Consider the following 19314-nt stretch of genomic DNA (forward strand, 5'->3'; position numbering starts at 1 on the left):
CTTCCCTGATCGATCAGCGTCCGGTTTCCACCCACTGCCAATTATAGCCGTCAACAGAGCCGATACTGGCCCTCATCCCGCTCGACGTAGCCGCGCTTGCGAAGCGTCCGGATGATCGAAAGAACGGTCCCCTTGTTAATACTCAATGCCGCACAGAGGTCGTCGGCTGTCGATTCCGGCCAGACGTGCAAATAGAGATAGACGACTTTCGCCTGGGCCGAATCGAACTCGTCCGGGATCGAGACATCTGCCGTCGATCGTTCGCTGAGTTGCATACTACACCATCCCTTGTTCGACGATATTAAAATTGAGTATCGTCGTTCGTCGAAATACGTAGGACGAGAACGGGGAATATCGCGTCGACGGAGAAAACGCTGGTCCGAGCAGAAGCCAGCGTACTTTTGTCGCATCCACCGTTCACACCAATATTGACTTCCAACTCGTCGTTCTGGGACTGCTCACCGGTACACTCACCGGCGCGTTCTTCGCACTGGTCGACGTACCGATTCCGGTCCCGACCGAGCTCCCCGGTCTCGTGGGTATCGTCGGAATCTCTCTCGGCTACAACGTCGTTACCGCAACCAGCCTCAGCCTCCGTTCTCGACTCGATCGGTTTCTGGCGCTAGTTCACGTCGACTGTCGAACGACTATTCGTCACGCGGTGACATCCATCTCGGCCGCGAACTCGCGGGCTCGGTTCCTGATCGCGTCGGCGTCGGCGACGAGCACCTCGCCGTCCCGCATGAGGACCTCCCCATCGACCATCGTGAACTGCACGTCGTCTCCGTGAGCGGCGAACGTGAGGTGTGAGAGGACATCGTGAAGCGGCGTCGCGCGGGTAATGTCAGTCTCGAGACCGACGATGTCCGCCTTCCAGCCCTCGCGGAGTTTCCCGACGCAGTCGAAGCCGGCCGCCTGCGCACCGTTGACTGTTGCCATCTCGAACACCGTCTTAGCCGGCAGCGCCTCGGAATCGAGATGGTCGACCTTCTGGAGTAGACTGGCCTGTCGCATCTCCGTGAACGGGTCGAGCGTGTTGTTACACGGCGGCCCGTCGTTCCCCAGCGCGACGTTGATCCCGCGGTCCAGGTAGTCGAGCACCGGCGCGATCCCGCTTGCGAGTTTCATGTTCGACGACGGGCAGTAGGTGACGTTGGTCCCAGTCTCCGCGAGCACCTCGCGTTCTCCCTCATCGGTCCAAACGCAGTGAGCGAGCACGACATCTGCACCGGTCAGCCCGACCTCGTCGAGCCAGTGGATGTTTCGCTTGCCGGTTTCGTCCTCGACAGTTTCGATCTCGCCGCGATTCTCGCTCGCGTGCGTGTGGATCATCACCCCGTCGTAGGCGTCCGCGAGTTCTCTCGCGCCGCGGAGACACGCCTCGGTACAGCTCACGGCGAATCGTGGCGTCACGGCGTACTGAATACGGCCGTCGTCGACGCCGTGATACCGTCGAATGAGCCGTTCGCTCTCTTCGAGTGCCGCGTCGGTCTCTTCGAGCAGGCCGGCCGGTGAATCCTTGTCCATCAGCACCTTCCCGAGTCGACCGCGGATACCGAACTCGCGGGCCGCCTCGAAGGCTTCGTCGGCGTGAGCGACGGAGAGGTGGTCGATGCAGGTCGTCGTCCCGCTCTCGATCAGTTCGAGATATCCCAGTTCGGCGGCGGCGCGCATCCCGTCGGCCGAGAGGGAGGCCTCCATCGGGAGGACGTAATCGGAGAGCCATTCGAGCAGTTCGGTGTCGTCGGCGATGCCGCGACCGAGACTCTGGACGGAGTGAACGTGTCCGCCGACTGTGCCTGGCACGAGCACGTCACAGGCGTGGTGCTCGTGGCCCGGATACTGGTCGCGACACGTCGAACGGTCTCCAACGGCAACGATGATGTCGTCCTCGACGACGACGGCACCGTCCGGAATCACGGTGTCGGCGTCGGCGACGACGGTCCCCGACAGCAACATACCGGCCCAGGATAGCCTTGCGGGTGCCTTAGCTCTGGTGGTTGGTGGGCGTCGAGACCGGGAAAATCGAAAACGGGAATCGGAAACGTGAAACGGGAATTGGAGAACGGAAGAACAGAAAAACGGAAAAGCGAGTTCAGCGCATCGGTTGCGGGCAAAACCGCAGCGAGCCGTGAGCCGTTAGTAACTGCGCACTTTCGGCTCGTAGGTCTTGTCCTGGCCCTCGAGAATGACCGGGCGATAGAAGATGTCGGGCGCACCGTCGTCCCAGGAGACGAGCGTGTGTTTGAGCCAGTTCTCGTCGTCGCGGATCTGGTTCTCCTGTCGCCAGTGTGCGCCGCGGAACTCGTTTCGCACGAGTGCGCCGAGTGCGATCGTCTCGGCGACATCGATCAGGTTGCGCGTCTCGATCGTGTGCTGGAGGTCGGTGTTGAACGTCCGCGATGGATCGTCGACGTAGACGTTCTGGTACTCCTCGCGGCACTCGCGGATGATCTTCAGCGCTTTCTTGATGCCGTCTTCGGTCCGGAAGACGTTGACGTAGTCGGTCATCGCTTTCTGGAGCTTTGCGCGAATCTCGGCGTGCTGGACGCCCTCGTCGCGCTCCATCAGGCGATCGACGCGCTCTCGCTCGCGTTCGACGGCGCGCTCGAGCGTTCCCGTCTCGGCTGCGACGCCACCGTCGGCGACGGCGTCAGACGAATCGAGTCCGGCCGCACCGGGAGCAACCGGTAACTCGGTGTCGTCTTCGTCCTCGACGTCGTCGCCGTAGCCGGTCCGAATCTCGGGCTCGCCGAGGTCCTCGCCGGCGGCGTGACGGCCCGCACGCTTGCCGAAGACGATGAGTTCGGGCAGCGCGTTGCCACCTAAGCGATTTCCACCGTGGACGGAGACGCAGGCGCACTCGCCGGCCGCGTAGAGGCCGTTGACGCAGGTCTGTCCGTTTTCGTCGACCTCGATACCGCCCATCGCGTAGTGTTGGCCGGGCTTGACCGGCATCGGCTCGATGAGGCCGTCGACCCCCTCGAAGTCCTCCGCGAGGTGCAGAATGTTCTCGAGTCGGTCCATGATTCGCTCCTCGCCGAGGTGGCGCATGTCGAGGTGAACGTACTCGTCCTCGATCCCCCGACCCTCGTTGACCTCGGTGAGTTCGGCGCGGGCGACGACGTCGCGGGAGGCGAGTTCACCGGAGTTGTTCGCGTAGCCGTGCTCGAACATGAACCGCTCGCCTTCGTTGTTGTAGAGGATACCGCCCTCGCCGCGGACACCCTCGGAGATGAGGACGCCGGTCGATGGGAGCGAGGTCGGGTGGAACTGGATGAACTCCATGTCCTCGAGCGGCGCGCCCGCACGATATGCCATTGCGTGGCCGTCGCCGGTACAGGAGACGGCGTTGGTGGTGTGATCGAAGGCCTGGCCGGGGCCGCCGGTCGCGAGGATGACGCTCTGGTTGGCCTTGAATCCCTCCACGGTACCGGACTGCACGTCGTAGGCGACGACGCCCTCGCACTGGCGGTCGTTGGGGTCGTCCTCGTCGGTCGTTGCCAGGTTCATCACGTACCACTCGTCGTAGACCTGGATGCCGCGTTTGACGACCTGCTCGTACATCGTGTGCAGCAGGTGGTGACCGGTCTCCGCGCCGGCGTAGGTGGTACGAGGGTACGAGAGGCCGCCGAACGGGCGCTGGGAGACGCGGCCGTCGTCCTCGCGGGAGAAAGGCATGCCCCAGTGTTCGAGCGTGATGGTGTCCTCGGGAGCGTCCTGGGCGAGGGTCTCGACCGCCGGCGCGTCGGCCAGGTAGTCGGACCCCTTCATCGTGTCGTAGGCGTGGAGTTCCCAGTCGTCGCCCTCCTGAAGTGCGGCGTTGATCCCACCTTCCGCCGCGCCGGTGTGGCTGCGGACCGGATGGAGTTTCGAGACGATCGCCGTGTCGGCTCCTGCCTCGTTCGCTGCGATCGCGGCTCGGAGGCCGGCGCCGCCAGCGCCGACCACGATGACGTCGTGTTCGTACATATTACCAGAACTTCAGGTTCTTCTTGACTGCCTCCCGCTTGAGCTCCTGAATGTGCTCGGTCAGCGGGATGTCCTTCGGACACACATCGGTACAGGAGAACTGGGTCTGACACCGCCAGACGCCGTGTTCCTGCTCTAGGATGCGGAGTCGGTGCTCCTTGACGTCCTCGGGTTCGCGATCGTCCATCGCGAACTTGTAGGCCTTGTTGATCGCTGCCGGCCCGAGGTACTCGTTGTCGCCCGCGGCGATATTACACGAGGACATACACGCGCCACACCAGATACACCGCGTGGACATCTTGACCTTCTCGCGGTTCTCGCGGGACTGGCGCTGTTCCTCCAGGTCGCTCGAGTCGGGCGTGTCGTCGTTCTGGAAGTACGGCTCGACGGCGTGCATCTGGTCGTAGAAGTGGTCCATGTCGACGACCAGGTCCTTGACGACCTCCTGGTGGGGCAGCGGTTCGATGCGAACCGGCTGCTGTAGGTCCGAAATCTGTGTCTTGCAGCCGAGTCGCTGTTTGCCGTTGACGAAGAACGCGTCCGACCCACAGACGGCCTGCCGACAGGAGTGACGGAACGTCAGCGATGAATCGAACTCGTCGCGGGCGTACATGACCGCGTCGAGGACGGTCATCCCCTTCTCGAAGGGGACGTGGAAGTCGTCGAAGCGAGGTTCCTGCTTGTCGGCGACCTCCGGATCGTACCGGAAGACCTTGAGGTGGACCGTCTCACCCTCGACCTCGGTCTCCTTTTCGGCCTGGTCCTCGACCATACCCTCCTGTTTTTCTCGGAGTCGCCGCTGCTGGGGCGACTCGGTGCCTTTCATCTCCGGGTCCTGTGGCGATTCCTGGCTCTCCGGCTCTTGTTGCTGGGTACTCATGTTAGATCATCTCCGCCATGACGAGCGCAACGTAGGTTCCCTGTGCGACGAGCGCGAGTCCTGCGAGGCTAAGCACTGCGAGCACAACCTTCTTTGGGGTGCCGCTCAGCCCCTGGTTGACGAGGGCGTTGTAGACGCCGTTGACGCCGTGGAAGGCACCGGCGACGAGGAACAGGACCATCGTCAGGAAGTAGCCGATGTGGTCCATTCGCTGCTGGGTTCCCATGAAAGTGACTTCGGCGGCGTGGTTGACGAAGTGCAAGAGGAAGAAGTGGAACGCGAGCACGACGATCAGAAACGCCGCCGTGACGCGCTGGAGGAACCACGCCGTGCCGCCGGGCGTGAACGAAGAGTACCGTTCCGCCATCAGAGGCCCACCCCCGAGAGGAAGGTCGGCACGCTCGCAACGGTAATGGCACCCGTCAGAACGAGCGAGGCGTAAAAACTCTTATCCTGTGCAGTGAGACCGATACCGAGATCGACCATCAGGAGTCGGATTCCGTTCAAGATATGGAAGACGGCGACCGCCAGCAGTCCGACCTCGAGTATGCGAACGATAAAGAGCCCCTCGAGGCCCTGAATCGTCCCGGTGTATGCGTTGACCTGTTCTCCGGCGAGCATCATCGTTTCTCCGTTCGCCGCTGCGATGGCGCTACTCAGCACGGCGATGTGGGTGAAGAGATAGCCGATAAGCATCCACCCGGTGAACTTGTGGAAGATCCACGCCCACATGCCGGCCGAGAACTCCTTCCAGCGACCGAAGTCCTCGATGAGGCCGCGATTGTAAGACTGACTCATACGCTCATGTGGACGGTTAGACCGCGGGGGTATAGAAGTTACTTTTATCGCTCTCATTGCCTCTTCGTCCCGTCTCCCTTTCTACGGCCATCCGAATTCACTCGCACCCGAGTTCACCTCTCGAACGGTCGTGGATCTCGATTACCGCAGCTCCGACCGCGACCGCTCGGTCCGCTGTTCGCGCTCTAATGCCGTGCGCGTGTCGCGTTCGAGGCCGACGAGGTGACAGAGCGGATTCCCGGGATACACGACCGGGTTCTCGAGGACGCCGACGATGAGCCCGGTGAACGGGGCCTCGACGGCGACGATATCGTCTTCCTCCTTGAACGGATTGGTGATCGTACAGATTACGTCGCCCTCTTCGACCAGCGCGCCGCGTCCGTGTTTCATATCGACGATTCCGCCCGCATCCGCACGCAACCACGTCTTCTCGTCGTCGTCGGTGATAACGACCCGCCAGCCGGGCCAGTGAACCGCGGACTCGCGATGACAGCCGAACTCGGCGAGGACGCTTGCGACGCCGGTCAGAGCGCGATCGATCAGGCGGCGTTGAAACCGGTGGGCCTCCCCCATCTCGACGGTAATGGTCGGGATGCCGGCCTCAGTCGCCTCGCTGCGGAGCGTTCCAGAAGGGCCATCGCCGCCGATGATGACGTTCGAACTGAACGCGTTCGCGAGCCGAACGACCGTTGGGTTATCGAGATCTGCTCGGACGTGTAGCATGTTCGTTCGCCCGCGAGTGGATGTGTGAAAGTCGATCCCCAGATCGCAGGGCTCGATGAAGTTCGTAAAGATCTGGTATGCCATTCGCCGGGCGCTCGTCGACCCCTCGCGACCGGGAAACGACCGGTTGAGATCCCGATCGTAAATCGGCAAGTACCGCTCCTGGGCGAGAAAGCCGGGGACGTTCATCACGGGCAGACAAACCAGCGTTCCGTGTAACTCCGAATGATCCCAGTCGTGGGCGACCTCGCGGACGACCTCGATCCCGTTGAGTTCGTCCCCGTGAGCCGCAGCGGAGAGACAGACCGTCGGCCCCCGTTTCGCCCCGTTGATGATCGTCACCGGCACCCTGATCGGATCTCCCAGATACGTCTCGCTGATTCCATAGCGGATGTTTGCCGATTCACCGGGATCGACTCGGCCACCGTTGTATGTGAACGCATCATCGCTCTCAGCCGCGGTGCCATCTCCCCCCGTCGCCGCCGACGAGTTCAGCTCCGTGTCCGTATCCGTGTTCGACGAGCCATCGGTCGGCGTGTCGCCTCCCATGGGCGTTTCTCGACCGGCAGTGACGTGAATCTTCGTCCGTACTGGCGCGCAGTGGAGACATTGTTCAAGCCGGGGCATACGTTTTATACGAGGTCATGATACACTCGCGCATGGAACTGCGCGAAGCAACTATCGACGATGTCGAGACGATTCGATCGATCGCACGTGATTCACTGCACTCGACGTATACCGACTTTCTCGACAGCGAGACGATCGATGACGCCATCGACCAGTGGTACAGCAATGGCTTCGCCGACGAACTCGAGAGCGACGATGCGGTCATCCTGGTGGTCGAACGCGACGACGAACTCGTCGGCTACTCCCAGAGCGACCTCGTCGGCCAGCAGTACGGCACCGGGCGGATTCTCTGGCTTCATATCGACCCGGCTGCGCGCGGCAGCGGCACCGGCGTCCGCCTGCTCGTCCGCACTCGCGAGAAACTGCTCGATTCGGGGGCCGATCAGATCGAGTGTTTCGTCCTCGCGGACAACGAGGGCGGCAACGAGTTCTACCGGGAACACGGGTTCGAACAGGCCGGCCAGCGCGAGGTCGACATCGGCGAAGAGACGTTCACCGAGAACGTCTACGTCGAACAAGATCTTGGCGACGAGGGGTGGGGAACTGTCGATGAACTCGATATCGACGGGACGACGGTCTACGTCAACTACGGCGAGGCGGCCCGCGGATCGAAGTCGCCGTTCTACGTCGCCTACGAGGACCAGGAGCGGACGACGCAGTACGGCTGGTTCTGCGGGAACTGCGATTCGCTCGAAAACGCGATGGGTTCGATGGGACAGATCGAGTGTAACGTCTGCGGGAATCGGCGGAAGGCGACGCGCTGGGATGCGTCGTATCTGTGATCACCAGCAGTCGTAATCCGTGATCTGAGTGCGGTGAACTCGGCCGCAGGAGAACTCGTGATTGGAGGGGAACTCGCGGTGGGTCGTGTGGATTGTGCGCCGGACTACTGATTGAGAGCCGTCACGCTGGTCTCTTTTCCGGTCGGTACGCCGAGCCTACTCCTGTTGTCTGTGCATTACAATTGGCACCTCTCGCATTCGGACACGCAGTGCGTACTCGGCTGTGGTCGCGCCACTGCAACCGGTTCGTCGGACTCGCTCGACCGCTTGACGCAGCCTCTCGCCTACTGCACATCGGGATTACCGGATCAGTTCCATGAGCTCAGAGACACAGAATCACATCGTCCGCGGATTCAAGGCAACGCTCGTCGCTCGGGCCATCTATATGGTCTCGAGCGCCCTGCTGATGTTCGTCCTCGCCCGGTTTCTGCTCGATCCGGACGGCTACGGCGCGCTCTACTGGGTGATCGGTATCCTCGCCGTCATCCAACTGTTCGCCGACATCGGACTCGGCAAGTCGAGCGCCCGGTATATCTCCGAATACAGCGAGCGAGACCCCGGACAGATACCCCACCTCCTCCGGACGACGATCATCGCCAAACTGTGTGTCGTTAGCGTCGTCGCCCTCGTTCTCCTACTGGTCTACGACGACCTCGCCGCCGTTCTCGGCAATCCCGGCGTCGCCTCGTTCCTCGCTATCGGTGCGCTCTACATTGTGGTGAACTCGTTCAACGCCTTCTCGCAGGTTGCGTTCCAGGGATTCAACGCACTGGGCTATAGCGCTGCGGTTCAGGCGATCGCCGGCGTTGCTCGGTTCGCCTTCGTCATCGCGCTCGTTCTCGCAGGCTTCGGCGCGCTCGGCGCGCTCTTCGGTTACGTCATCGGCTATACGATCGCCGCCGCGGTCGGGATAACCATCCTCTACGAACGGTTTTACCGCACGTACGAGCCGGCCGACGAGTTCGAACCCGGACTGTCGCGTCGCCTCCTCAAGTACAGCGTTCCGCTGACGGCGACGCGAAGCGCCAACGTCATCGACAAGCAAATCGACACGGTACTGGTCGGGGCGCTCCTGACGCCGACCGCGGTCGCCTTCTATACGCTCGGCAAGCAGATTACGGACTTCGTCCTCGCACCCGCGGAGGCGCTCGGCTTTACGATTTCGCCGAACTTCGGGGAACAGAAGGCCGCGGACCAACTCGAACAGGCCCGACAGATCTACGAAACCTCGCTCGTACAGACGATGCTCCTGTACGTGCCGGCCGCAGCCGGTCTCGTGATCGTCGCCGGGCCGTTCGTCAGAATGGTTTTCGGTGCCGATTACGCCGGTGCCGTCCCTGTCTTGCAGGTCCTCGCCGGGTTCGTCGTCCTGCAGGCGATTACGAACCTGACCAGCGACAGTCTCGACTACCTCGGTCGCGCACGCGCTCGTGCCATCGCGAAGGGAGGGACCTCAGCCGCTAATTTCGGCCTCAACCTCCTTCTCATCCCGATGCTCGGCGTCGTCGGAGCCGCGATTGCAACCGTCATCACCCACACGGTCTACGTCGCCGTGAACCTCTACATCGTTCACGCCGAACTCTCGCTCCACCTCGATCGGCTCGGGCGGTCGATGGGCCTGATCTGTGTCATTACCGGCGTGATGGCGGTCGCCGTCTTGCTCGTCACGCCGATGGTGTCGAACCTGGTAATGCTCTGTGGTGCAGTCGCACTCGGTGCGGCCACGTGGGCCGTTCTCGCCGTCGTGAGCGGCCTCGTCGATCCACGTGAGGTCCGTGCAGCGATCCGGTGAGACAGCAATGTGATACGGCGGGTAGTCACGCCTGCACGACTCTCTCACTGCGAACAGCGCCAGCCAATACTTTTCCCGTCCGTTGGTGTGGAAGTGGTATGGCCGCTGCCGAGCCCGTCACTGTCGGCGTACTGAGTCTTCACACGAGCAAGGAGACAAAAGCAATACTCAACGCCGTCGATGAACTCGGACACGATACCGAGTGGCTCCGCCACGAAAACACCTCGATCAGCGTCACGGATGGCCGCGTCGACCTCGAACCCGCCGTCGATGTCATCGCCAACCGAATGCTCCTTTCGAACACCGAACAACCCGCCGAAGAACTCGGTCTCGCGAACACGTTCGCCCAGGTCGTCCCGATGCTCAACGACCCGGCGACGGTGCTCACTGCAATGCACAAACTCTCGACAGCGACGGCACTCGCAACGGCTGCTGTGCAGGTCCCCAACGTCGTCCTCGCCCTCAGCAGCGACCAACTGAACGCGGTCCGCGATCGATACGGCGACGAAGCAGTCTATAAGACGGCGATCGGCACCCACGGCGGCGGCACCTGGAAAGTCGGCCCCGGCGATCCCGTGAACGCCAAAGTCGGCAACCGCTATGCGTTCCTCCAGGAACTCATCGACCGCGACGATCGACGCCACCGCGACGTACGCATCTACGTCGTCGACGGCACGATCATCGGGGCGATGTACCGCTACGCGCCCGACAACGACTGGCGGACGAACGTCGCCCTCGGCGGCACCGTCGAGGACGCAACCGACGACCTCCCCGAACCCGCTCAACGGCTCGCCACCCGCGCCGCGGACGCCATCGGCCTCGACTACGCCGGCGTCGACCTCGTCGAAAGCGACGACGGCTGGTACGTCCTCGAAGTAAACCCGACGGCCGGCTTCAAAGGCCTCTACGAAGCCACCCGGATCAGCCCCGCCCCCTACATCGCCAAACTCGCCATCGAACACGCCGGCGGCACCGTCGACCAGGACCGCGTCGACGAACTCGCAACTGAACTCGACGACTCCCAGCCGGGCGCACAACCGATCAGGCAAACGCAACCCGAAACGGAGCCGACAGTGATCGGCTACACCGAGGAAGTTATCCTCTCGGGAACGAGCGGGTCGACGGGGGTCCTGGCGAAATCGGACACGGGCGCGACCAGAACGAGTATCGACACCGGCCTCGCAGCCGAGATCGGAGCCGGGCCGATCAAGTCGATTACGCGGGTCAAATCCGGCAGCAGCAAGACCACGCGGAGCCGTCCGGTCGTCGACGTCGTCGTTGGCATCGGCGGGAACCAACACACCGTGACGGCGAGCGTCGAAGATCGGGACCACATGGATTACCCGGTCTTACTCGGACGGGACATTCTCTCACACTACCGCGTTGACGTCGGCCGGCGTGCAGACCGCAACGCGGATGATCTTCCGGAGGAAGAAGAGTAGACGGGCGGCCGGCCGACCGGTCCGAGAATCCACGTTTCGGTTTCGAGAACTCTCTCGGGAGGAACCGGAATCGACAGTTTCGTTTGCCACACCGATCGTTCCCTCGAAGCGATCGCGGGAGGTATCTTGGTTTTCAAACAGCCGATCGTATCGACGCTCATCCAGTACCAGTCTCAGTGGTTGTCCCGAAGACACAGTGCGAATAGACCACTGATAAAAATTCCTCTGTTCAGAAGATTGCTTGGGTCGTAGCGAAGACATCATACCGGATTAGCAAATCTTAATAGGCGAACGTAGCAATTACACACTGATGACTAAGTCAAACCGAGACTGGTGGCCAAACCGGTTGAACGTGGACCTCCTCGATCAGAACGTCCCCACGTCCAATCCGATGGACGAGGACTTCGACTACGCCGAGGAGTTCGAGAAACTCGACCTCGACGAAGTGAAGGCAGACATCGAGGACATCATGACGACGTCGCAGGACTGGTGGCCGGCCGACTACGGCCACTACGGCCCTCTTTTTATTCGCATGGCGTGGCACAGCGCTGGCACGTACCGCACCAGCGACGGCCGCGGCGGCGCGGCTGGCGGTCGACAGCGCTTTGCGCCCCTCAACAGCTGGCCCGACAACGCGAACCTCGACAAGGCGCGCCGGCTGCTTGCCCCGGTCAAGCAGAAGTACGGCCGCAAGCTCTCGTGGGGCGATCTGATCGTTCTGGCCGGTAACGTCGCCCTCGAATCGATGGGATTCGAGACGTTCGGCTTCGCCGGCGGACGCGAGGACGAATACCAGCCCGACGATGCCGTCGACTGGGGGCCCGAAGACGAGTGGGAAGGATCCGACCGCTTCGACGAGGACGGCGACCTCGAAGGGACGCTCGCCGCCACCGTGATGGGGCTCATCTACGTGAATCCGGAAGGCCCGGACAGCGAGCCGGATCCGGAGAAGTCGGCGGAGCGGATTCGAGAGTCGTTCGGCCTGATGGCGATGAGCGACGAGGAGACGGCCGCGCTCATCGCCGGCGGCCACACCTTCGGGAAAGTCCACGGTGCCGCCGACCCCGACGAACACGTCGGTCCCGAGCCCGAAGCGGCTCCTATCGATCAGCAGGGACTCGGCTGGGAGAGCGAACACGGCTCCGGAAAAGGATCCGACGCGATTACCAGCGGGATCGAGGGCCCGTGGAACACCACGCCGACCCAGTGGGACATGGGCTACATCAACACCCTGCTCGAGTACAAGTGGTGGCCCGAGAAGGGCCCCGGGGGTGCCTGGCAGTGGACCACGCAGAACGGTGAACTCGACGAGGCCGCACCCGGTACCGAGGACCCGTCGGAGAAAGAAGACGTCATGATGCTCACGACGGACATCGCGCTCAAGCGCGACCCCGACTACCGGGAGATTCTCGAGCGCTTCCAGGAGAATCCCAACGAGTTCCGTGAGCAATTCGCGAAGGCCTGGTACAAGCTGATCCACCGCGACATGGGACCATCCGAACGGTTCGTCGGCCCGGAAGTGCCGGATGAGGTGATGCTGTGGCAGGACCCGATCCCCGACGCCGACTACGACCTGATCGGCGACGAGGAAATCGCCGAACTCAAGGAGGAGATCCTCGCGTCGGATCTCTCGGTCTCTCAGCTAGTCAAGACCGCCTGGGCGTCGGCGTCGACGTACCGCGACAGCGACAAGCGCGGCGGCGCAAACGGGGCTCGCATCCGTCTCGAACCGCAGAAGAGCTGGGAAGTAAACGAGCCGGACCAGCTGGAGACGGTGCTTTCGACCTACGAAGCGATCCAGGAGGACTTCAACGGCTCGCGATCCGACAACGTGCGGGTCTCACTGGCCGACCTGATCGTGCTGGGCGGCAACGCGGCCGTCGAACGGGCTGCGGCGGACGCCGGCTACGACGTGGAGATTCCGTTCGAACCGGGTCGGACCGACGCTACGCAGGAACAGACCGACGTCGAGTCCTTTGAGGCGCTCAAACCCGAATCCGACGGATTCCGGAACTACTACTCGGACGAGGCCGACCGGTCGCAGGAGGAACTGCTGATCGACAAGGCGGACCTCCTGGATCTGACGGCGCCCGAGATGACGGTGCTGGTCGGCGGTATGCGCGCACTGAACGCGAACTACCAGGACTCCGAGCTCGGCGTCCTCACCGACCAGCCGGAGACGTTGACCAACGACTTCTTCGTGAACCTGCTCGACATGGACTACGAGTGGGAAGCGTCCGACGACTCCCAAGACATCATGGGTTGGGAGGCGACTGCCGACTCCGAGACCGGCCAGGTCTTCGATCTGCGCGACCGCGAGACGGGCGACGTCGAGTGGACGGCTACCCGTGCGGATCTCGTCTTCGGTTCGAACGCTCGGCTGCGAGCCATCGCGGACGTCTACGCCTCCGATGACTCGGAGGAGAAGTTCGTGCGTGACTTCGCGGACACGTGGAACAAAGTGATGATGCTGGATCGCTTCGACCTCGAGTAACGCCCGGAAGCTGAGCATCGCACGGCCGCAACTCGATACTTCGGTTCGAACGCTCGGTTTTTCCGGCGACGCTGACCCGCTCGAGGAACACCACTTGCGGTCTCCGAACGCACTCAAATACTCGTTCTCTCAGCGCGTGCCCTTCATTCGCTCCTGACGACCACCTCATCCTCTCTCACTGCCGTTATCTGTGCCGGCTCGACCGGATACTCGTCGTCGCTGTGACCGCCCCAGTCGAGTCGCGCCCGCAGCCGGTCCGTAAGCCCCGGCTTCGGATCGACGTACGCGGTCCCCTCCTCAACGGTCGAAATAATCCCGATCTGATTCCCCGACTCGTCGACGACATTCTTTCCCTGATCCGAAGCCGAAATCGATGCCGTCGCATCCGGGTCTACGGCCGGGGTCTCCGACTCCGGCTCTCCCGGCTCTGACTCCGACTCCGCATCCATTTCGGGTTCTCCAGTTCCGTCTCGCGTTTCGTCCATCTCACCCGCACCCGTTTCCATCTCGCCACCGGCTGCCGACCCCGTTCCGGCCTCCGCCGAAGCCGATTCCGCACCGGCTCCACTCGGTTCAGCCATCTCCGCCCCTTCGCCGGCAGCAGTCTCCTCGTTACCGGCCGTTCCGGTCTCCAGCGCTTCCGTCTGATCGCTCCCGCCGGACTCCATCTCCGCCGTCTTCATCCCCCCGGGCTCTGCTTCTGCGCCCATTTCTCCTGTCGCACCCTCGCCTGACTCGGCACCTCCCGCCGCTCCGGCCGGCGAACGCATCTCTTCCGCCGACATCGTCTCGTACTCCTCGCTGTCGATGATCTCCCCCTCGAGAACCGTGCTGCTGACGAGTTCAGAATCGAGAATGTCGCTGTCCTCGAGCGCAAAGCGCATCACGAGCCGTTCGTCGATTTCGTCTTCGACGGTACGACGTTCGATGAGGTCGCTCCGAACGGTATCGCCCTCGCCGCGCTTGCTCTCGATGACTTCCTGTTCGATGACTGCCTCGGGTTCGGCGTCCGTTCGGACGATATCGCTCTCGAGAATCGATTCCTGGACGCGCTCGAAGGCATCGTCCATCTCGATCTCGTCTCGAGTGAGCGCGTCGTTGTGGTCGATATCGACGTTGACGACGCGACTCTCGACCGTGTAGCGCTCGATCTCCTCGACCGTTTCGAGGCGGGCCTCGTCGGTCGTGACCTCGACGAGCGACTCGTCGATGAACTCGATATCGATAGCCTCCCGATTGAGGAGTTCGGAGTCGACGATGCGGCGTTCGAGGAGTTCGGAGCCGATGACCTCGCTCTCGATAGTGTCGCGTTCGACGATGTCGCGCTCGATTCGCTGCGTTTCGACGAGTTCAGTTGTGACGCGCTCGCCCTGTCGGAGTTGGTCCTCGAGTTCGCTCTCGCCGAGTTCGGCGCGATCGAAGGCCCGGGTTCGGTCGACGAGTTCGAAGGTGTCGAGTGAGAGATTGTCGGCGTCTGGTTGCGCATCGGCTTCGTCTTCGACGTCGGTTTCGGCCGTGTCCGTCGCGCCGTGGCCGCGGTCTTGCGCTGCGGGCCCTGTGGCCTCGTAGACGAACACCAGATCCTCGTTGCTGAACGTCTCGCTGAACTCGTCCCAGGACTGCTCTTCGTGGTGGTCCTCGAGGTCGTCTCGACGGGCGAGCGTGTAGTCGTAACCGCCACCGCTGCCTTCGCCGCCGTACGTCGAGACGGGAACGGCGTCGCGGGACTCAGCCCACTCCCGGATTCGGTCGGGATCTGTAGTCAGTCTGCGGTGGGCGCGCCGTCGGTGGGTCCCCGAGTTCTCGGTCGGCCTCGCGCTCGCGCTCGCACTCGTGTTCGATGAACTGTCGGGTGGATCCTCGGACATAGTCGTCCCTGCAATCGGACCGTACTTCAGTCGGCAGGGCCGTCTCTTCGACTCAGTTCTCGGTTTCCGTCCCTGAATCAGTACTCGTGTCGTGTCGGTACCGGGCGAAAAATCGTAATAACGGATTGCGAACTCGTCCCGACTTCGATGACAGTCATCGGCCGCGAGGATCGACGCGGACAGTGATCGATTACCGGCACTGAACTCGACGGCTGGTACTGCTCGGCAGGTGCTCACCTGGATGGGGACCGTCGGTTAGCCGTCGGCGTTGACGAGGTCGGTAACGTCGATACTCGATTCCGCCTCGTACTCGGCCCAGATGTATCGCGTCGCCGCGCTCCGATAGGGCCGCCACGCCTCGGCGATCTCGCGCATTTCGGCCCGCGTCAACTCCGCGCCGTCGCCGTAGAGTTCGTCGATCCCGCGGCGCACGGCGAGGTCGCCGAGCGGCAGGATATCGGGTCGTTCCAGCACGAACAGGAGGTACATGCGGGCCGTCCACTCGCCGATGCCCTTGATCTCGGTGAGACGGCTGACGACGTCTTCGTTACTGACGTCGGCCAGCCCGTCGCGGGTGTAATCGTCCTCCTGAAACGCCCGCGCCGCGTTTCGCACGTACTCGATCTTGCTGCGCGAGAGGCCGGCGTCCCGGAGCGCCCGATCCTCCGCCGTGAGGACGGTTTCGGGCGTGACTTCGTCCTCGAGCAGGTCGAACACACGCTCGCGAACGGCCGCCGCGCTCGCCGTCGAGAGTTGCTGGTTGATGATCGAGATACAGAGGCGCTCGTACTCGGTCTGGTTCGGTTTGACGTAGGGATCGTGCGTTTCGACCAGTCGGCTCATGACCGGGTCCTGGCGCAGCACGGGTTCGGCCTGGTCCATCATAGGGGATACTGTAATAGCGGGTTCGAGAAGGAAATCGATCTCGGTTTCGGCGACCGAGTCGGTGAGGACTACCGACCGTCTGCTGTTAGTTCGTCTCGGGCGAGTCCGGGCCGGTAGCTGGCGTCTCCGGTTCGATATTTGCCAGTCGCATCGCGTTACCGGTCACGCCGAGACTCATGCCCATGTCGCCGATGATGACCGCGTGGATCACCGTCACGAGTCCGATCGGAGCACCGACCGCGAGCACGGCTTTCACCGCCAGACTCGCCCAGATGTTCTGTCGGATGACGCCGGTGGCCGTCTTCGAGAGGTCGAAGAGATACGGCAACCGGGTGAGATCATCACCCATCAGCGCCACGTCGGCGGTTTCGAGGGCCGTGTCCGTCCCCGCTGCGCCCATCGCGATCCCGACGCTCGCGGTGGCCATCGCGGGCGCATCGTTGATCCCGTCGCCGACCATCGCGACGCGGGCCTCGTCGCTCTCGCCCTCGAGTCGCTCGATCCACGCGAGCTTCTCATCGGGAAGCAACTCCGCGTGGAACTCGTCGATACCGACCTGCTCGGCGATGGCGCGGGCCGTCCCCTCGTTGTCGCCGGTGAGCATCACGACGCGAACGCCCTGCTCTTGAAGCCGCGAGACGGCCCATTCGGCGTCCGGTCGAACGCGGTCCGCGACGGCGATGACGCCGAGTGGGTCGTCTTCGGTCCCGACGACGACGACGGTCTTGCCGTCGCGCTCCAGTTCCGGAACGATGTCCTCGAGTACGTCGAGACATCCTTCGCGCTCACACTGCGAGCGGGCGGGCGTGTCGACGACCGCGACGCCGCCGTCGGTCGTCGCGTGAACGTGCTCGAGATCCGTGAGTCCGTCGAAGAGGTCCGGCTTTCCGACGTAGTGTGTCTCCCCGTCGAGTTCAGCGCGGACGCCCTTGCCGGTCAGGGCCTCGAAGTTCGAGACGCTGGCGTCGCGACCGTCGATTCCCTGCTCGTCGGCGTAGCCGGCGATAGACCGGCCGACGGGGTGTTCGCTTCGCCGTTCCACGGCGCTGGCGCGGCGGAGGACGTCCGCCTCGGTGGCACCCTCGAGTGGAATCACGTCGGTGACGGAGAGATCGCCAGTGGTCAGCGTGCCGGTCTTGTCGACGGCGAGCACGTCGCTCTCGCCGGTGGTTTCGAGGTGGCGACCGCCCTTGATCAGGACGCCGTTGCGGGCGGCGCTCGTGATGCCCGAGACGACGCTGACGGGCGTGGAGATGACGAACGCGCAGGGGCAGGCGATGACCAGCAGCGTGAGCCCGCGCAGGAACCAGGTGTTCCAGGACGCGCCGGCGACCAGCGGCGGCAGCGTCGCGACGGCGAGCGCGAATACGACGACGAGCGGGGTGTAGACGCTCGCAAAGCGATCGACGAACTGCTCGCGTTTCGTCTGGTCGCGCTCGGCGTCCTCGACGGTCCGGACGATGCGGGCGATGGTGGAGTCGTCGGCCTCGCTCTCGACTTCGACTTCGAGATAGCCCGATTCGGGGATCGTCCCGCCGAAGACCTCGTCGCCCTCGCGCTTGTCGGCGGGCACGCTCTCGCCCGTGATCGGAGCTTGATCGACCGCACTCTGGCCCTCGATGACGACGCCGTCGGCGGGAATCTTCTCGCCGGGCCGAACGACGACCACGTCACTGACCGCGAGTTCGTCGGCGGAAACGGTTTCCGTCGAGCCGTCGTCGCGGCGGACGGTCGCGGTGTCGGGGGAGAGGTCCATCAGTTCGCGCAGCGAGTTCCGGGCGCGGTCCATCGAGAACCGTTCGAGGAGCTCCGCGACCGAGAACAGGACCGCGAGCATCGCCCCTTCGAAGGGGTGGTGTGCGGCCACGCTGGCGACGATGCCGACGCCCATCAGGAAGTCGATATCCAGGCTCCGGTTGCGGACCGAATAGACGGCGTTCCGGAGGACCGGCGCGCCGGCGACCGCGGCGGCCACGATGAACAGGAGCTGTGAGAGCGCGTAGGGTCTGTCGGCGACGGTTCCGAGGGTCGGGTCGGCGGCCGGGACGACGAAGGCGAGGATCATCCCGACGGCTGCGATAGCCCCGCCGATCGCCGTGCCGATGGCGCGGCGGCTCCGCCAGATCGAGTCGTCGTCGCCGAACCCGATCTCGTCGCTGTCGCCGTCCATCGGCGTCGCCTCGTAGCCGGCCGAGCCGACCGCATCGACGACCGTGTCGGCGCTCGTCTCGTCGTCGACCGCGACCGTCACGCGGCCCGAGGTGGGTTGCGTCTCGATCTCGTCGACCCCGCCAACATCCGCGAGCGCGTTTTCGACCTTGTTCGCGCACGACGCACAGTCCATCTCGGGAACCGACAGCGAGAGTTCAGCCGCTCCGGCGTCGCTGCCCTCGTCCGCAATCTGATAGCCGGCTGCCCGCACACGGTCCCGAATCTCGGACTCGCTCGTCCGCGCCGGATCGTACCGGACGAGCAAGCGGCCGCTCGTCACCTGCGGGTCGAGGTCGTCGATGCCGTCGAGTCGCTCGACGCTCTTCGTCACCTTGCCGGCACAGGAGGGACAGTCCATTTCGGGGACCTGCAACTCGAGCGTTCGATCGGTGTCTGATGGTGTTGAATCAGACGAATCGGGCGGCACACTCGGTGGTGAATCTCTCATTACTCCCTCATACTGCCCCCACCAGTATACGGGTTATTTGGCGTGCGCCAAATCCGGACTCGGGGCGCGACAATCTTCGAATCCTCGAGTTCTCGAGTCCCTGAGTTTCCGAGTTCACAACCCCGCCGCCAGTTCGATCGTTTCCATCTCGCCGACGAATGTCGACGCGAGCGTCGCCTCCGCCCGCCGAAGCCGATAGGAGAGCGTCGACCGCGGGACATCCAGTCGGTCAGCGAGCTCCGAGAGGTCGATCTGGCGCGGCGTCTCGTAGTAGCCGTACTCGACCGCCGCCTGCAACGCCGCCTGCTGTTCCTCGGGGAGTGCGTCGGTCGGATTGACCGCAGCCTCAACGGCGTTTCGCTCCGGATCGAGTTATTGCTCAGATCGGAAGA

Annotated in this window: 14 protein-coding genes and 2 pseudogenes; 5 read left to right on the forward strand and 11 right to left on the reverse strand. The window is 63.4% G+C overall.

Features of this window, described 5'->3' with window-relative positions; translation table 11 throughout:
• Positions 1-50 precede the first annotated feature (50 nt).
• Positions 51-275 (reverse strand): helix-turn-helix domain-containing protein, encoded by a 225-nt coding sequence (locus C484_RS20790; RefSeq protein WP_006827834.1) that lies wholly within the window; start codon positions 273-275, stop codon positions 51-53.
• Positions 276-427: 152 nt separating this feature from the next.
• On the opposite strand from C484_RS20790, the pseudogene C484_RS22635 reads away from it, so the two are divergent.
• A pseudogene (locus C484_RS22635) lies at positions 428-626 on the forward strand (XapX domain-containing protein).
• A gap of 28 nt (positions 627-654) precedes the next feature.
• On the opposite strand, the gene C484_RS20795 reads toward C484_RS22635, so the two are convergent.
• From C484_RS20795 to C484_RS20820, 6 genes are all read right to left on the reverse strand, one after another.
• Complete coding sequence (locus C484_RS20795) at positions 655-1959, reverse strand: 5'-deoxyadenosine deaminase (RefSeq protein ID WP_006827835.1); 1305 nt, start codon at positions 1957-1959, stop codon at positions 655-657.
• Positions 1960-2139: 180 nt separating this feature from the next.
• Complete coding sequence (locus C484_RS20800; protein WP_006827836.1) at positions 2140-3972, reverse strand: FAD-binding protein; 1833 nt, start codon at positions 3970-3972, stop codon at positions 2140-2142.
• A gap of 1 nt (position 3973) precedes the next feature.
• Entirely contained in the window at positions 3974-4852 is an 879-nt protein-coding gene (locus C484_RS20805) for a succinate dehydrogenase/fumarate reductase iron-sulfur subunit (RefSeq protein ID WP_006664118.1), read from the reverse strand.
• A gap of 1 nt (position 4853) precedes the next feature.
• On the reverse strand, positions 4854-5219 hold the full coding sequence (locus tag C484_RS20810; protein ID WP_006664119.1) for a succinate dehydrogenase subunit D: 366 nt from the start codon (positions 5217-5219) through the stop codon (positions 4854-4856).
• A complete protein-coding gene (gene sdhC, locus C484_RS20815) occupies positions 5219-5650 on the reverse strand; it encodes a succinate dehydrogenase, cytochrome b556 subunit (protein ID WP_006664120.1) in 432 nt (143 codons plus the stop codon). Before sdhC ends, C484_RS20810 begins: the two co-directional genes overlap by 1 nt.
• A gap of 141 nt (positions 5651-5791) precedes the next feature.
• A complete protein-coding gene (locus C484_RS20820) occupies positions 5792-6922 on the reverse strand; it encodes a succinylglutamate desuccinylase/aspartoacylase family protein (RefSeq protein ID WP_006827837.1) in 1131 nt (376 codons plus the stop codon).
• 110 nt (positions 6923-7032) lie between these two features.
• On the opposite strand from C484_RS20820, the gene C484_RS20825 reads away from it, so the two are divergent.
• The 4 genes from C484_RS20825 (at position 7033) to katG (ending at position 13510) form a co-directional block, all read left to right on the forward strand.
• Positions 7033-7782, forward strand: a complete 750-nt coding sequence (locus tag C484_RS20825) for a GNAT family N-acetyltransferase (protein ID WP_006827838.1) — start codon at positions 7033-7035, stop codon at positions 7780-7782.
• 316 nt (positions 7783-8098) lie between these two features.
• Complete coding sequence (locus tag C484_RS20830; protein WP_006827839.1) at positions 8099-9574, forward strand: flippase; 1476 nt, start codon at positions 8099-8101, stop codon at positions 9572-9574.
• 98 nt (positions 9575-9672) lie between these two features.
• Positions 9673-11016: a RimK family alpha-L-glutamate ligase gene (locus C484_RS20835; protein ID WP_006827840.1), complete on the forward strand. Its 1344-nt coding sequence runs from the start codon at positions 9673-9675 to the stop codon at positions 11014-11016.
• 310 nt (positions 11017-11326) lie between these two features.
• On the forward strand, positions 11327-13510 hold the full coding sequence (gene katG / locus C484_RS20840) for a catalase/peroxidase HPI (protein ID WP_006827841.1): 2184 nt from the start codon (positions 11327-11329) through the stop codon (positions 13508-13510).
• 143 nt (positions 13511-13653) lie between these two features.
• On the opposite strand, the gene C484_RS20845 is transcribed toward katG, so the two are convergent.
• The 4 genes and pseudogenes from C484_RS20845 to C484_RS20860 form a co-directional block, all read right to left on the reverse strand.
• Complete coding sequence (locus tag C484_RS20845; RefSeq protein WP_006827842.1) at positions 13654-15378, reverse strand: hypothetical protein; 1725 nt, start codon at positions 15376-15378, stop codon at positions 13654-13656.
• A 255-nt stretch (positions 15379-15633) separates the two neighbouring features.
• Positions 15634-16263: a DNA-3-methyladenine glycosylase family protein gene (locus C484_RS20850; protein ID WP_006827843.1), complete on the reverse strand. Its 630-nt coding sequence runs from the start codon at positions 16261-16263 to the stop codon at positions 15634-15636.
• Between the two features lie 85 nt (positions 16264-16348).
• Positions 16349-18922, reverse strand: coding sequence for a heavy metal translocating P-type ATPase (locus C484_RS20855; protein WP_049915826.1), 2574 nt, complete (start codon positions 18920-18922; stop codon positions 16349-16351).
• Positions 18923-19036: 114 nt separating this feature from the next.
• Positions 19037-19294: pseudogene (locus tag C484_RS20860) on the reverse strand (helix-turn-helix domain-containing protein); the annotation flags it as partial.
• Positions 19295-19314 lie beyond the last annotated feature (20 nt).

This window comes from Natrialba taiwanensis DSM 12281 (assembly GCF_000337595.1).
Taxonomy (GTDB): domain Archaea; phylum Halobacteriota; class Halobacteria; order Halobacteriales; family Natrialbaceae; genus Natrialba; species Natrialba taiwanensis.